Annotated in this window: 9 protein-coding genes; 3 read left to right on the top strand and 6 right to left on the bottom strand. The window is 62.8% G+C overall.

What is annotated here, in order from left to right; genetic code table 11:
- Positions 1-2: 2 nt before the first annotated feature.
- Positions 3-992: a type II secretion system F family protein gene (locus OJ996_RS07210; protein ID WP_264512727.1), complete on the bottom strand. Its 990-nt coding sequence runs from the start codon at positions 990-992 to the stop codon at positions 3-5.
- Positions 993-1036: 44 nt separating this feature from the next.
- Positions 1037-2923 (bottom strand): rhamnogalacturonan lyase, encoded by a 1887-nt coding sequence (locus OJ996_RS07205; RefSeq protein WP_264512725.1) that lies wholly within the window; start codon positions 2921-2923, stop codon positions 1037-1039.
- A 256-nt stretch (positions 2924-3179) separates the two neighbouring features.
- On the opposite strand from OJ996_RS07205, the gene OJ996_RS07200 reads away from it, so the two are divergent.
- Together OJ996_RS07200 and OJ996_RS07195 are read left to right on the top strand one after the other, a co-directional pair.
- Positions 3180-4367, top strand: coding sequence for a glycosyltransferase family 4 protein (locus tag OJ996_RS07200; RefSeq protein WP_264512723.1), 1188 nt, complete (start codon positions 3180-3182; stop codon positions 4365-4367).
- Between the two features lie 3 nt (positions 4368-4370).
- Positions 4371-5180 carry a PIG-L deacetylase family protein gene (locus tag OJ996_RS07195; protein ID WP_264512721.1) on the top strand — a complete coding sequence of 270 codons (810 nt, stop codon included), beginning with the start codon at positions 4371-4373 and terminating at the stop codon, positions 5178-5180.
- Here the strand turns inward: OJ996_RS07195 and OJ996_RS07190 are convergent.
- The 3 genes from OJ996_RS07190 to OJ996_RS07180 all read right to left on the bottom strand — a co-directional run bounded on the left by OJ996_RS07190 (position 5162) and on the right by OJ996_RS07180 (position 10290).
- Positions 5162-8719 carry a LamG-like jellyroll fold domain-containing protein gene (locus tag OJ996_RS07190; RefSeq protein ID WP_264512719.1) on the bottom strand — a complete coding sequence of 1186 codons (3558 nt, stop codon included), beginning with the start codon at positions 8717-8719 and terminating at the stop codon, positions 5162-5164. The two genes, OJ996_RS07195 and OJ996_RS07190, sit on opposite strands and share 19 nt — an antisense overlap.
- Positions 8720-9018: 299 nt before the next feature.
- On the bottom strand, positions 9019-9879 hold the full coding sequence (locus OJ996_RS07185; RefSeq protein ID WP_264512717.1) for a GNAT family N-acetyltransferase: 861 nt from the start codon (positions 9877-9879) through the stop codon (positions 9019-9021).
- 51 nt (positions 9880-9930) lie between these two features.
- Positions 9931-10290: a hypothetical protein gene (locus OJ996_RS07180; protein WP_264512715.1), complete on the bottom strand. Its 360-nt coding sequence runs from the start codon at positions 10288-10290 to the stop codon at positions 9931-9933.
- Between the two features lie 173 nt (positions 10291-10463).
- On the opposite strand from OJ996_RS07180, the gene OJ996_RS07175 reads away from it, so the two are divergent.
- On the top strand, positions 10464-11282 hold the full coding sequence (locus OJ996_RS07175) for a ThuA domain-containing protein (RefSeq protein WP_264512713.1): 819 nt from the start codon (positions 10464-10466) through the stop codon (positions 11280-11282).
- Positions 11283-11377: 95 nt separating this feature from the next.
- On the opposite strand, the gene OJ996_RS07170 is transcribed toward OJ996_RS07175, so the two are convergent.
- Positions 11378-13984 carry a glutaminase family protein gene (locus OJ996_RS07170; protein ID WP_264512711.1) on the bottom strand — a complete coding sequence of 869 codons (2607 nt, stop codon included), beginning with the start codon at positions 13982-13984 and terminating at the stop codon, positions 11378-11380.
- Positions 13985-14131: the final 147 nt, after the last annotated feature.

Raw genomic sequence — 14131 nt, 5'->3', positions numbered from 1 at the left:
GCCTACTCCATGTCGAGCACACCGGAGTAGGCCTGTCCGTAAAAGGAAACGATCGTCCACGCGACATAGAGCAGGACGAGGAAGTAGGCGATCTTAGGAAGAGCGTTCGCCAGCATCTTGGATCCGCGCGCCGCGTCCTCCTGAAAGACGCGTGCCCAGCGGGCCAGATCCTTGTCGAGACTACCGGCTTCTTCCGCCGTGGCATAGGAGCGGGCGAAGGTGGAAGGAAAGGCACCGCTCGCCATGAAGATCGGGCCCAAAGCTCCACCGTCTTTCAGCAGGGAATTCGCCATCGCTGCCGCAGCTTGCTTGATGCAGGCGCTGCGCGAGGCCTCCGCGGCCGTCTCCACGGTCTCGCGCATCGAGAGGCCTGCCAGGAGCGCGGTGTGATAGACCTTGGTGAAGCGCGCCATCATCATCGCCTTCCGCGCCGAGCCGATCATCGGGATGCGCTGCAGAAGGGAATCGACCGCCGGATTGGTAGTCGCGGCAGCAAGCAGCGCCTTGATCCCGAGCCAGATCCCGAAGCAGCAGGCATACACCACCAGCATCGTGAGTCCGAAGCTGGTAAACAACTCCGCCGCCGTTTGACCGGAGCCGAAGTATTTCACCAGGAAGGGCGTGAAGATCCCGAGGTGAAGCATCACCACCGGATAGACCATCGCGGTCAGGGCATCCCGTCGGGCTTCCGCGAGCATGCCGTAGTAGTCGGCCAAGTGCTGGAAGGCAGGCGCCATCCGCCCGCCGCGCTCCCCCGCCCCGATGATGCTGCGCTCCATGCCGCTGATGACGCTGGCGTCGTGGGAGAAGGCCTCCGCGATCGACTTTCCCGCATCCAGCTCCTGCTCCATCTCCTTGAGCAGCGCGGCCTGCCGGCTCGGCAAGCGGTGATCAAGCATCACGCGCCCGGCATCCCGGATGCCGAAACCGGCTTCAAGGAGCTTCGCTATCTCGGTGTAGAACAGGTGCTTCTGCGCGGCGGAAAAGGACATGGGTCTTCTCCTCCAAGCTGCCATGCCGATCTAACGGCGCAAGATCATTCCCTTGTGCGCTGGAGCGAATGCGGAGTATCCCGCAAAGTCATCCCCTCTCCTAAAAAGAACGACGGGTGCGGCGGTTTGTTGTAGGAGACGTTCTGCCAAGCAATCGAGAGGCGGTACTGCGGGTCTTGCATCAGGGTGACGAGCCGGTGCTTGGTCGGCATGGTGCTGATGTGCAGGCGTAGCGATTTCCCGTCGGGCCCGGGGAGCAGCAACTCCTCGCGCCAATCGCCTAGGAGATCCGCCGCGAGATTCGGGCGCATACCCATGTAGCGGTTGCCACGACCGCTGCCGGGCGAGGCGTCGAAGATCTTCTGCTCCTTCCCTTCGACAGGATTCCACTTGTGAACCGCGAAGCCCCCGTAGATCTCGCGGAGGAGATCGCCATCCCACCACACGACCCAGTCGGAGTGGCGGGGCCGGGGGCCGATCTCGATGCCCTTGATCGTTCGCAAACCTCCGGAACCGCCCCAGACTTCCGCTCCCGGGTGCCGGGGATCGATATCCGCCACGACGCCATCACTGATATCCATGCCGGGGCTATGACTCCATAGCGGCTTCCCGGTACGAGCATCGTGCAGCCCGGCACCGGGGGTCTGTAAGCTGACAGTCCGCTCCTCATTCTCCGTTACCAGATAGAGCTCGAGTCCCTCCCGCGATGGGTCGAAGTCACCGACGTGGAGCGCATCCCCATGACGGCGGCCGGTGCTGTAGAGCCCCTTGCCATCGTCATCCACGGTCATGGCCTGATAAACGATCTCGTCCTTCCCATCGCCATCCACGTCCGCCACGGAGAGCGCATGCCCGCCCATACCCGAGTAGGGCGACACCTTCTCAAAGGGCGGTTTGGCGACACCGGAATCGAAGACCCAGCGCGACTTCAACTCCCCTCCCCTCCAGTCCCAAGCCGCAAGAACCGTGCGCCCATAAACCCCGCGCGACATGACCAAGCTCGGGCGCACGCCATCCAGATAGGCCACGCAGGCGAGGAAGCGGTCGCAGCGGTTGCCGTAGCTATCGTTTCCTCCATTACCCCCGATACCACCCCAGCCATCAATCGGATCACGACCGGGGATGAACTCTGCCGTCTTCAAGGCGGCACCGGTCCTGCCATCGAAGACGGTAAGGTACTCGGGCCCGCTGAGGATACGTCCGAACTTCTGCGAGCGCTCCTCCTTGTTGCGCCAGTCCTTCGTCGCGTCGCCGATGGTCGTGCCGGTGCCGTCTTTCGTGCCATCCGCGGTCTTGCAGGCGAGCTCCGCGCGGCCATCTCCATCGAGGTCATAGACCATGAACTGCGTGTAGTGCTCGCCCTCCCGGATGTTGATGCCGAGATCAATGCGCCAGAGATGCGTGCCATCCAGTTTGTAAGCATCGAGCACCGGCGTGCCGGTCATGCCGGTAAAAGAGTTGTCCCGCCCGCGCGAAACCTGGTGGACCACGATCTCGTACTCGCCATCCCCATCCAGATCCGCCGCCGAGCAGTCGCCCGGACGATAGTCCGGGATGGCTTGGATCGGGATCTCAACGAAGGGCTGTGCAAGTACCTTGGCCCGTCGGCTCGGCTCCCCTTCCCCGCCCTCTCTGGTGACCAGCCTGACGAGGTAGGATTCCGCCTCCGCGCTCTCGTGGTCGACATACTGGGTCGCGCCATCGAGCGGCTCCCGGGTGATCCTCTGCTCCCTCCCACTCGTGACCCGGTAGACATGGAAACGGAGACCGCGGGGATCGCTAGCCAGCGAGCGCCAGCTGAGAAAAACGCCGCCGTCCGCCTGTCGCACTGCCACCAGCCCGCGCCCGAGCTTCTCCATCACCCGCTCGCCCCGTGCAGGTAGGAGCAGGCAGAAGGCGGCGATCGCGGCGGGCAGAGAAGATCGGACCATGAGCATGTTATATCCTGAGAACCCCACCGGGGACGATCCTTCTTCCTACCCGTTCGGAGGATGGTCCTCCCCCCGGGCGCGCGGACTGCAATGTCATCCACCGCCTTGTCGCGGCAGCAAAAGAATCGACAACTCCGGCCCTCATCCCTTCATCTTAAGGCGTCCAAGGGCGCCTCGCAGGAAGATGCGCCATCCCCCCTCAACCCCTTTTCCCGGCAATACCGTGACCCGCCCGGTCACCTCACGGTCCCGACTGATGGCCATCCCCCTCCAGCCACAGATTCTGGTAGCACACCCATGGATGGGTCGTGGCGGGTCCGAGGCGACCGCGATGTGGTCTCTGCATGCGCTGCAGCATGTGGCCAAGATCACCTTCACCACCGCCTCCCCGGTGGATTGGGACAAGCTGAATTCCACCTACGGCACGCAGGTTTCCCCGGAACGGATCGAATTGCTGCCAGCACCTCGACTCCCGGGCGTCACGACGGGCACGTCTTTCGCCTACTGGCAGCGGGCTTGGTTCGAGCGCTTTTGTTCCTCGGTGAGCGGACGCTTCGACACCTGCATCAGTGCCTACAATCCGATCCGCTTCAGCCGCCCCGCCATCCAATTGATCGGCGACTTCAGCTTCAACGAAGAGGCCCGGCTGGACCTCTACCCGAATGCCTCCGAGCAAGCCCACCACCGGCCCTCGCTCCTGCGGCGCCTCTATGTCTCCGTGGGCGAACAATTGGCCGGCCGCACGGATGCGGAGATCGCAGGCTCGGGCGATTGGGTGGTGGCAAACTCACGCTGGACCGCCGCGGTCCTCAGCCAGCGCTTTCACCTGCCGGACAGCCCGATCCTCTACCCTCCCTCCAGCCTCCAAAGCCAAGATGCGGACGATCGCCGCGACCCGCTCGGCTTCGTTTGCATGGGCCGGATTACTCCGGAGAAGGAGGTGGAGACGATCATCGGCATTCTCGACCGGGTGCGGAGTGCAGGTCATGCCGTGACCCTCGATCTGGTCGGGCACTTCGGTGGTGACGAATATTCGGCCAAGATCCGGTCCATGGCGGAGGAGCGGAACAAATGGATCCGCCTGACCGGTTTCTTGGACCCGCAAAAGAAGGAAGAGCTCTTCTCGACGCGGAACTTCGGCATCCACGCCTGCCGGGTGGAGGCCTTCGGCATCGCCGTGGCGGAGATGGCTGCTGCCGGATTGATCCCCTTCGTGCCGGCGGATGGCGGCGTGGGCGAGATCGTCGGGCGGGACCAACTGATCTTCCGGCACGCCGAGGATGCGGCGGAGAAAATCTGCCGGATGATCGAATCATCCGCCGCCCAGGCGGAGTTGCGGAGGTCGCTGCGCACGGAGGTCACTCGCTTCCGGCCGGAGAGATTCGCGGAGAATCTGGTCGAGATCGTGCAGGATTTCATGGGCCGCGACTTGGCCAAAGCCTGAATCATGTGGAGCAAACTGACGCAGCGGCTGACGGACCCGCTCTTCTACCGGAAGAGGCTCCTACAATTGGTCCGCCCGCTGAGGCGACCGCGGGCGACTCGCCAAACGAGGCTGGAGCATCTGTTAGAGAAAGAGGGGCCGGTGCTAGCCCTGATCGCGCATCCGGATGACGAGTTGTTCGCTTCCGGGCTTCTGTGCGAATTGGCGGCCAGGGGGCACGAGGTCCACATCGTGTGCCTGACCCGGGGTGAGGGTGGTGACACGGGAGGAGGGACGCGGGAGGAGCTGGGGAGAATCCGCGAGGCAGAATTGAGGGCCTCGGCGGCGGTGCTGGGAGCTTCGCGCGTCGACTTCCTCAATCATGTGGACCCGCTGGGTAAGGCTCACCGGACTTATGCGCCCGCGGTTTCCGCGAATGATCTCGCCCGGCAGATCGGCACGCTACTGGCGGAGCGCTCCCCTTCCCTGCTGATCACGCACGGCAGCGGCGGCGAGTACTGGCACCCGGCACACATCCTGATCCACCGGGCTGTCTTCCGGGCAGCGGGCGGGAAGATCCCGGTGCTGACGATCCATGCCTGGCAGGACGGGCACGCGCTGCCTGGCCTGCTCAACCGCGACGATCCGCCGGATCTGAAGATCGACGGCTCCGGGTACCGCGAGCAGCGCCTTGGCGCGTTCCGGGCACATCGCTCGCAGCAAGCTTACTTCGCCACTCATGGCGGCGGTAGTCTCGAGGGCTATATCGACCTGACAAACTTAGAGGCCTACCGCTACTACCCCGCGCGGGGCCATCAATCCGTGGTCACCTGAAGATCCACGAACAGGCTGGAGGGATTCGTGCCGGTGATGGTAGCGGTCACGGTCGTGATTCCCGGCAGCGGGGTGTTCGGCGAAGCGGAGAACACCACGGTTGTTCCATTGCCGGTTTGTCCCGAGTTGTTCCAAGTCGCCAGATCGGACGACCAGCGATAGTTGGCGACAAGGTCCGCGGCAGGGTCCGCATTCTGCGGATGCTGGAAGCTGAGCGTATTGCCGCTGCGAACAATCGCTCCCAATCCTTGGCTCGGCTGGTCCGGATGGGTTCCGAGGAAGTTCTCGATGCCATTGGCCAAGCCATCGCGGTCGGGATCCTCATCGAAGCCGGCCTGCCCGCCCACGGCGGGATAGGTAGCAATCCAATTCGCGAAGGTATCCTGCGGCTCGCTGTAGAGGAAGGAGTCCGGCACTAGCCTGCCGTTGCTGAAGCGGATGTCGTCGAGGTGTCCGAAGAAACGGTCGGTGTGGCCGCCATTGTAGAGGCCGCGGGCGAAGGTGAAGACCCCGGCATCCCAATCGCCGCCATCGCCCATGCCGGTGGAGAGGGCCGGATTCGTGCTGGCGGAGATGTTCGCCGTGCCCATCAAGGTGTATGAGGTATCACCGTTGCTGAGGTTCTTCACGTAGAGCGAGAGGGTATCGCCATCCGAGGTCGCGGCGACGGCATGCCACTTGCCATCCTGCATCGTGTTGGCCGGGGCATCCACGTTCCAGCGGTTGCGCGCGGCATCCGCGAACAAGATCCGCAGACCGCCATTCGGCATGACGGTGAAGTAGAGCGCCGCCAGTCCGGGCTCGCCCGGGAAAGCGCCGTAGCTATCGCGCCCGATGAAGGTTTGGTAGCCGTTGGTGGCATCGTCCGGACGGACGACGGCCTCGATGGTCCAGGTCTCCGGGCTCCAACTTGTTAGAGAAGTGCTGAGAGCGGAGATCGCCGGGAAGCCGTGGACATTCTGGATGCTGCGGGTATTCGCCGCGCCGTTTTGCGGCGTGACCGCTGCGGGAACCAGCGGGCGGTACCAATGCCAGCCGGAAGTCCATACCGAGAGATGGTTGGCATTGCCGGAGAGGTCGAAGAGACTGCCCTCATAGAGATTGGCAGCGGTTCGCGCATACGGGACATGGCTATTGGCGCTGCCTTCCTCGAAGTTCCAGTAGGCCACGGTGCCGGCCGGCACCGTGGTCCGCGCTTTCAGATTCGCATGGAAGATATAATCGCCCGGCAGTGTGGTCACGGCGGTGCCGATCGCTCCGGTAAGATTGCCGCGGAAGGCCGTGCCGCCGGTGTAGGTCGAAGTGCGGGAGCTGTTCAGCTCGAAGAAAGGCTCACCCGCGAGCGGCGCGACCTCGAAATAGTAGGTCGTGTTCGGGGCAAGCTGAAGACCCAGACCGGAGACGTTGAAGGTCAGGAATCTGCCGGTACCGGTGGTGCCGCTACCGGTGATAGCCGCGCCATCATAGATGGCACTGTATTTCAGAATCTGGGTCTTGGTCGTGCCGCTGATGCTACCCACCTGGAACTCCCACTGGTCGCCCGGTTGCACGTCATAGAAGGCCCCGTTCGGAGTGAGACTCGGCCAATTGATGTGCTGGAAGCTGAAGGACTGGAGGAAATAGCCCTGAGCGTTCGGCCCCGTGGTGAAGGTCTGGCCTTTGCTGCTACGGTTCTCCGCGACGAAGGTGAACTCATCATTATCGCCCGCATTGGTGGTGCCGTTGATCGTGTCCGGCTCGCCGATGTTGCTGGCGATGAAGTAGGCGTCATCCGCATCAATGGCTGGCGCGCTGGTATTGGAGGTGACAGGTGCCGCCGGGAAAGCGGAAACCGCGATCTTCAGCGTGGCATCCGAAGTGGCTCCCGAGGGATCCGTCACGCGCACCACGAAGGTATTCTCGCCGCCATCCCCCGCACCCGGCTGTCCGGACAAAGTTCCATCCGCTCCGACCGTCAACCAACCGGGGCCGTTCAGCTTGGTGAAGGTCAAGGTGTCCGAGTTCGCATCACTGGCATAGAACGCGAGCGACTGACCGGTGTAAGGCTCCAGCGAGCTGGCACCGGACAAGGTGATGAGAGCTTGCGAGAAAGCGGGTGCGGCATTCGCGCTCTGGCCCCACAGCGTCCAGATCTGCGGGCCGTCCAAGGCCTTGCCATAGACGCGGAAATCGTCGATCCGGCCATTGAAGAACGGATCGTTGTACTGGCTCTTGCCGATGAAGTTGTTCGTCGCGGGGAAATGCGCGGGGCTGCTGTCGATGCCGAAGGTCGATCCCACCGGCTTGCCGTTCACGTAGAGGCTCATGTAATTCCCCCGGATCACTGCCGCGAGGTGGACCCACTGACCGGTGGCCAGGGTGGGAGCATTCACTTGATACTCCTGATCCTTCGCGTTGATGGAGTCCTTCAGGACGAGGCGCAGGTTGCCGCCACCCGCCTTCGGCGTGAGGCACAGGTATTGCCAAGTGCCGGTGCCGAAGTCGAAGACGCGCTGCCAATCCCCTCCCCCGTCCCAGTTCACCCAGCTCGCGATGGTGAGGTCACCGAGGCGGCCGACCGCATCCGGCAGATCGATGTAGTCGTCGGTTCCATCCAGATCCACCGCGGGTCCGATCTTGCCCGTGACATAGGCGGGAGCGCCGAGGGCGTTGCCGTGATTCCCGCCGACGCCATCACCGGCATTGCCGTTGAAGTTCCACTGCCCCAGTTGCTGGGCGGCATGCACCCACAATTGGCGCGGCCGGCTGTTCAAGGTCTCGTTCGCACCGTTCACCGCGCAATGATAGCTGCCCGCGTCCGCCGCTTCCGCATTGGTGATCCGCAAGGTCGCGCTGTTCGCACCCGAGATGTCGCCGCCATTGGCCAGCGCGACTCCGTTCCGATGCCACTGCCATCCCACCGCCATCGGAGACTCCACGCGGAACTCGGCGGTTTCCCCCGTCACCACGGCCTCATGCCGTGCCTCGCGCGTGTAGGAGAGGATGCCCATGTCGGCACGGATGCCCGCCATGATCCGGGCATGCCAATGGCGCTCAATGAAGCCGTCCTCGTTGTCGTAGTTGAAGCCACTGGGCCAGACGGCGTGATTGTCACCATGCAGGCCATCGCCGAAATCGTTGTAGGTATCGGCCTGTGCCTGATTTCCGTACCGCCCCTTCCACACTCCACCGGCGATGAGATCGCGGTAATTCGGGCCGTTGCCCATGCCGAAGGTGTGGGCGGCCTCATGGAAGACGACCCGCTCATTTCGGGTGCCTCCATAGCCCATGTAACCATCGTAGTTTCCCTCCGCCGTGGGGATGCCCGGGTTATGATAAACACTCCAGTGCTTATTGAAGGATCCGTGCTTGTTGTAGAACGCGGCAGCCACAGCCACCGAATTCGCCACTTGCTGCGCTTCCGGCGAGGAAGCCGGATCGAAGTTCAAATTGTAGGTGATGTCACCGCGCAGGGGCTGGGTGGATGCGGCAAGCAGCGAGCACCAAACGAAGGCACGACGAGGGCACAGCTCGCCGCGGCGAGATAATATGTATGACATCTACGGGTGGGTTGTTTCCCCAAAAGGGATTGAGACCTCGAATCCGGTGGCTTGGGTCTTCTGATCGGTTTAAGATCAGTGGATTCGGTCTACCCATCATAGCACAGGCCGCTTGTATAAACGACCTATCCATTTGTATCTTTTAACGCGTGTTTCCCGGATAGTGCGGATCGCGGGCAAAGGAACTTCAAGCGGCGTTTTGCGCCGCGAACTCGCCATGCCTTCTTCAGGGAATCTGACTGCGCCTAAAAGGGGAGGAGGGCGGCAGGGGTGTCGACCGCACATCTGTCCGGACCATCTCAGCCTTGGATGGAAGGGAAATGCGCCCCGCGAGGGGCGACGTAGTCGCCGAGCGACATGTAGGAGAGCACCTTGAGGGTGCGGTGGCCTGCGGCGAGGGCGAAGCGATAGAGCCCGGGGATGGCCATGGGACAAATGAAGCGGGCGAGGGGAGGAGGCAGGTGGCGCGCGGCGTGCGAGGCGAGGGCGAAAAGGTTCACCTCGTTGATCGCCCCGGCATGGCCGAAAAGCGTGGCGAAGAGATAGCCGACCGGTCGCTCATCGAGGATGCGGATGAAACCCGGGAGCTCCAAAGCGATCCATTGCGCGGCATCGTTCTCGCGGGAGAAGCCGAAGGTCTCGCGGGAAAGCTGCGCGATGGCGGGTAGGTCATCCGCGGTGATGGGCCGGATGGTCGGGTCATCCGACTCTGCGGGTACGGCCTGCATGAGGGCAGCGGAGTCCCGCCAATCGAAGCCGAGCGAGGTGTAAAGCGAGAGCGAGGTGGTGTTGATCGCCTCTTGGAACAAGCGGGTCTGACGGATGCCGCGACGGCGCACTTCATCCACCGCCCACTGCATGAGGGCGCGTCCGATCCCTTTCGATTGAACGCCGGGATCCACGGTGATGGGGCCGACCCCCGCGACCTCATCCGCATGGAGAAGGAAATTCGAGCCGACGATCTTGCCATCGAGGACGGCCATGACGCCGGCGTAGTCCGGACGCTTCACCACCGGCGTGATGATCATCTCGCCGACGGCGATGTCCGGGATATCCCGCTCGACACCGCAGCGGTCATGGAGCGCGGAGAATGCTTCGTGGCAAATGCGGGACAGCGTGGGGATCTCCTCCGCAGTCGCGGGAACGAGTTCGAGTGCCATGGGGGGTCAACTACGCCTCATGTTGTCCCGGTGCAAGCAGTCCTGCGCGGCTTACACCTTTCGTCCCACCTTGGCGGGCAATGGCTTGTCATTGTGTCGCAACAGGCCTTGGGCCCAGCGGTGCTTCCAGACATGAAGCCACGGATGAGCCCCGTGCTGGTCTTCCGCCGAGTAAGCTGCATAGGCGATCGAGCTGATCCACATGGCGGGAACGACGATCAAGGACAGGCCGATGGTGGCGATCGACAGCCAGAGGGCGACGAAGATCATCAGGGCGTTGCCGACCGTCAGGATTCCGAAGCCGTCGATGTAATGGTGTTTGTAGAGGTGCCCCATACCGGGGATCACGCTCAACAAGGCCGCGATCTTGTTACGGTCCACGTCCTTCCACGCGTCGAAAAGTTCCTTCATAGCGATGAAAACTCCTTTCTCACCTTTCATGTTGGCACGCCCCTGCCGAGGAAGCAAGGACGCCTTTCCCGCGCCGGATGCTACCCCTTTGGGGTGAATAAACTACGCTTCCTTCCGGGTAGGCTTGGGTTTCAGAATCGGAACCGGAAAACGTCATCGCCCACTCGAACTCCATGAAACCTGCCGTCCTCGCCCTCGCACTCTGCGGACTCGTCTCTTCCACCGGTATCTCCGCCGCCCAGGAGGTGAAGCCGCTCAAGGTCATGCTCATCACCGGCGGCTGCTGCCACGATTACAAGAAGCAGACCGAGATCCTGAAGAAGGGGCTGGAGGAGCGGATCAACGTGACGGTGGACCAGATCCACGTGGATGACGGCAGCACCAAGCCGGCCCTGCCGATCTACGGCAACCCGGACTACGGTGCGGGTTACGACCTGATCATCCACGACGAATGCGCGGCGGATGTGAAGGACGAGGCAACCGTGAAGGGCGTGCTGAAGCCCCACGTGGAAGACGGGATCCCGGCCGTGGCCCTCCACTGCGCGATGCACAGCTACCGCGTGGGAGACATCAACAAGCCGGCGAAGGAAGGCTCGGCGGATGCGCTGTGGTTTGAATTCATCGGGATCCAGTCCAGCCGCCACGGCGCGCAGAAGCCGATCGAGATCTCCTTCAAGAACCACGTGGTCACCAAGGGAATGAAGGATTGGACCACGATCAACGAGGAGCTCTACAACAACGTGAAGGTCTTCAAGACCGCGGACGAACTGGCCAAGGGCAAGCAAGAGGGAGAGAAGGACGCGGTGGTGGTGTGGACGAACACCTTCGGGAAGAACAAGGTGAAGGTCTTCGGCACGACGCTGGGTCACAACAACGCGACGGTCGAAGATCCGCGCTATCTGGATCTGGTGGCGAAAGGCGCGCTCTGGGCCACCGACAAGCTGGACACCGCCGGCAAGCCGAAGCCGGGATACGGTCGGGTGAAGAAGTAAATGCAGCACGCCTCGGGCGGACGAGCTCTGACACGAAAAGGGGCACGGGATTATCTCCCGTGCCCCTCTTTGATTCCTGCAGATGAGAAAGAAGCTTACTTCTTCTTCTCGCCGGGGCGGACCTCGACGATGCCGAGGTCGATGTACTGGCCGCCGCTGGTCTGGTGACAGTGCACGGCGATGATGTTCTTACCCGACTTGAGCGCGGCCTTACCCTGCTCGCTGAGCGGGACGATGCTGTAGTCGGTGACGAAGCCACCGGCGGAAGCCGCTTGGACGCCATTGATGTAAACGTCCATGTCCTCGTCGAAGTAGGCGTGGAGGGCAATGCTGGCGGGGATATTGGCCGGCATCTCGATCTCGCGACGCAGCCAGATGTCCGAGTTGGTCCAGCGGGTGCGGACTTCCGTGTTCGGGGCGCCACCGCCTCCGAAGCCGGAGTTACCCTTCTTCCAAGACGAGGCATCGAAGTTGGCCGCGAACCAGTCGCCCGAAGGACGATCCGTGGTGTACTGCCAGGAAATATCGCTCTTCTGGCCGGCGTGCGGGACAAGAGTGACGAGCACGGGCTCGATGTATTCCGGCATCGGAGCCCACCCCTTGGCCTTGGTCACATCGCGGGAAGCATATTTGACCCACAGATCCTTCTTATAGAGGGCAGGCAGGTAAACGCCGCCGACGACGGGGCGGGCGGTGAAGCCTTCCTTCACGGCAGTCACCGTGTCGTACCAGTCACCCATCGGCAGGCGGACCCGGCCTTCATTGACGAACTTGAAGACGGGAGCGATGAGGGCCTCGAAGTCGGAGCGGTCCTGCGTGAGCGAGGCGGTCCAAACGATCCAGTCGAGCTTGGTGTATTCGCGGCGGTTATCGAGCGGCAGGCCGTAGGGCTTCTGCATCTTCTTGTAGAAGTCCATCTCGGTCCGGAGCACTTCATCCGGGAAGAGGCCGAGGCCCAGGATCTTATCCCAGACAAGGTTGTACTTCTGGCTCCAGGTGCCGGGCTTGTCGAAGGCGAGGCGATAGTGATCGCCATCCTTCGCTTCCTTCACCCAGCGCTGGGCGAATTCCTTGGCGAGCTTGGTGTATTCCTCGGCCATGGCCTTCTCACCGCGGAGTTCGGCGAGCTTGCCGAAGGCACCGAGGGCGCAGATGGCCTTCACGCTGAGATTCACGTTATGCGCCATGTGACCGGCAAAGTCGTCGGTGCAGAGCTGGTTGGCGGGGTCGTAGCCTTCCTTCTTGAGGTACTCCGCCCACTGGACGAGGCGATCCCAGTAGAGACCGGCGTAGTCGGCATTGCCCTCCATCTGGGCCACGGCGGCCATCAGGAGCAGCAGGTTACCGCTTTCCTCGACCGGCATCTGATCCTTCTCGGTCTTCTCACCGCCGCCGTAGACCTGACCATTCGCGTGCGGGTAGGTGCCGAGGTCGTGCGGGGCGAAGGGGAACTTCCAGCGGTCGCTCTTCGCGTATTCCATGAAGGGCGCGAGGAAGGACTTGGCCAGTGAGGGGCCGAAGAGCAGGAACTGCGGTGCCATCGGGTAGAACACGTCCGAGGTGGCGATGCAGCCGTTCGAGTGGTTCTCCTTCGAGAACTGGAGCGGCTGGCCATTGTCATCCGCCGCGAACTTGCCGGCAGCGAAGCACTGGCGGTAGGCGAGGGCGGAGATCTTGGCGTATTTCTCGCCGCCGATATTCGTGAGGTCGGCCATCAGCTCTTTGTCGAACTTGGCGCAACGCTCTTGCAGCGAGGCATACTCCTTGGCGGAAGCTTCGAGCAGATCCTTGGCTTCCCAGCCGTTGCGACGCCAGAAGGGGCGGAGATTCTTGCGGTTGAACTGGATGGCGTAGATGTCGTCGTAGGCGATCATGGCCCACTTCGAAACCGGCTGTGCGCCGACCTTGAAGGACTTGAGCTCAAGTCCGGCCCCGGCGATGTCCGCCCGATCGGCGGCACCTTCCGCGCCCTTGCCGCCGGAGATGCCGTTCATCGAGAAGGCAACACCCAGTTCGCTCGGCTTCGCGAAGCCATAGCTGGCGGTGTCTTCCGCCGGAGCGGCGATGTAAAGGTAGCCCCAGTCGATGCGCTGGTCGTCACCCTTCTTCTGGAGGACCGGCTGGTCCTTCGAGCCCATGCGGACCACGGAGAGGCCGCCGGCGCTCGCATCGTTCCACGTCACATCCTGATCCGGAGTGTTCACGGTGAGTTCGCCGGAAGCACCGAGGAAGGCGGAAACCTCGTGCTCCTTACCGTCCGTGGCGCGGAAGCTGTAGGTGAGATAGGTGACCGGGCGAGAGAGCAGGTCGATGTCATCCGGCAGGGCCGGGGTGGTGAAGGTGAGGTCGAGCGCGACGCCGGCACCTTCGAAGGTGTAGATGGTGCGGGTGGGCAGGACGGTCAGGCTCTTCTGCTCCAGCACGGGAGTCGCGGCCGGGGTGGCTCCCATGACGCGGAAGGCCTTGCCATCCACCTTCACCAGGCTGGTGAGCGGCTGTTGGCGACCGGTCCAGTGAGTGGTCTCCACGCCGTTCAGCGTGTCGCCGGGCGACCAGATGCTGAAGTAGGGATCGCAAGCGACGAGGGGGGTGGAGGGCGGGATGAGGCCGTCTCCGGGAGGGGACTGGCGGACTTGGCCGGTGACCAAGCTCGTGCCCAGCGTGCCGAGGGCAAGCAGAGCGGATGCAGGATGGAGTTTCATGATGATCCAATGGGTTAGGGCCGATGGGGAGCGTCCGGCATGATGCGCCGGAACGCTATTTTTGTCCCACGGAAAGTGGCCCTGCGGGTGCCGGGTACGGCTCGCAGAGCTTCTGAAACGTGTTTTCCCTGTCAAACGAAATGCAGG

Source organism: Luteolibacter rhizosphaerae (assembly GCF_025950095.1).
In the GTDB taxonomy this organism is placed as follows: Bacteria; Verrucomicrobiota; Verrucomicrobiia; order Verrucomicrobiales; family Akkermansiaceae; genus Haloferula; species Haloferula rhizosphaerae.
This window is presented reverse-complemented; position numbering and strand designations above follow the sequence as displayed.

Coding starts and splice junctions, on each gene's coding strand:
- OJ996_RS07205 (WP_264512725.1), bottom strand. CDS start 2,923: ATGGTCCGATCTTCTCTGCCCGCCGCGATCGCCGCCTTCTGCCTGCTC.
- OJ996_RS07210 (WP_264512727.1), bottom strand. CDS start 992: ATGTCCTTTTCCGCCGCGCAGAAGCACCTGTTCTACACCGAGATAGCG.
- OJ996_RS07190 (WP_264512719.1), bottom strand. CDS start 8,719: ATGTCATACATATTATCTCGCCGCGGCGAGCTGTGCCCTCGTCGTGCC.
- OJ996_RS07185 (WP_264512717.1), bottom strand. CDS start 9,879: ATGGCACTCGAACTCGTTCCCGCGACTGCGGAGGAGATCCCCACGCTG.
- OJ996_RS07170 (WP_264512711.1), bottom strand. CDS start 13,984: ATGAAACTCCATCCTGCATCCGCTCTGCTTGCCCTCGGCACGCTGGGC.
- OJ996_RS07200 (WP_264512723.1), top strand. CDS start 3,180: ATGGCCATCCCCCTCCAGCCACAGATTCTGGTAGCACACCCATGGATG.
- OJ996_RS07175 (WP_264512713.1), top strand. CDS start 10,464: ATGAAACCTGCCGTCCTCGCCCTCGCACTCTGCGGACTCGTCTCTTCC.
- OJ996_RS07195 (WP_264512721.1), top strand. CDS start 4,371: ATGTGGAGCAAACTGACGCAGCGGCTGACGGACCCGCTCTTCTACCGG.
- OJ996_RS07180 (WP_264512715.1), bottom strand. CDS start 10,290: ATGAAGGAACTTTTCGACGCGTGGAAGGACGTGGACCGTAACAAGATC.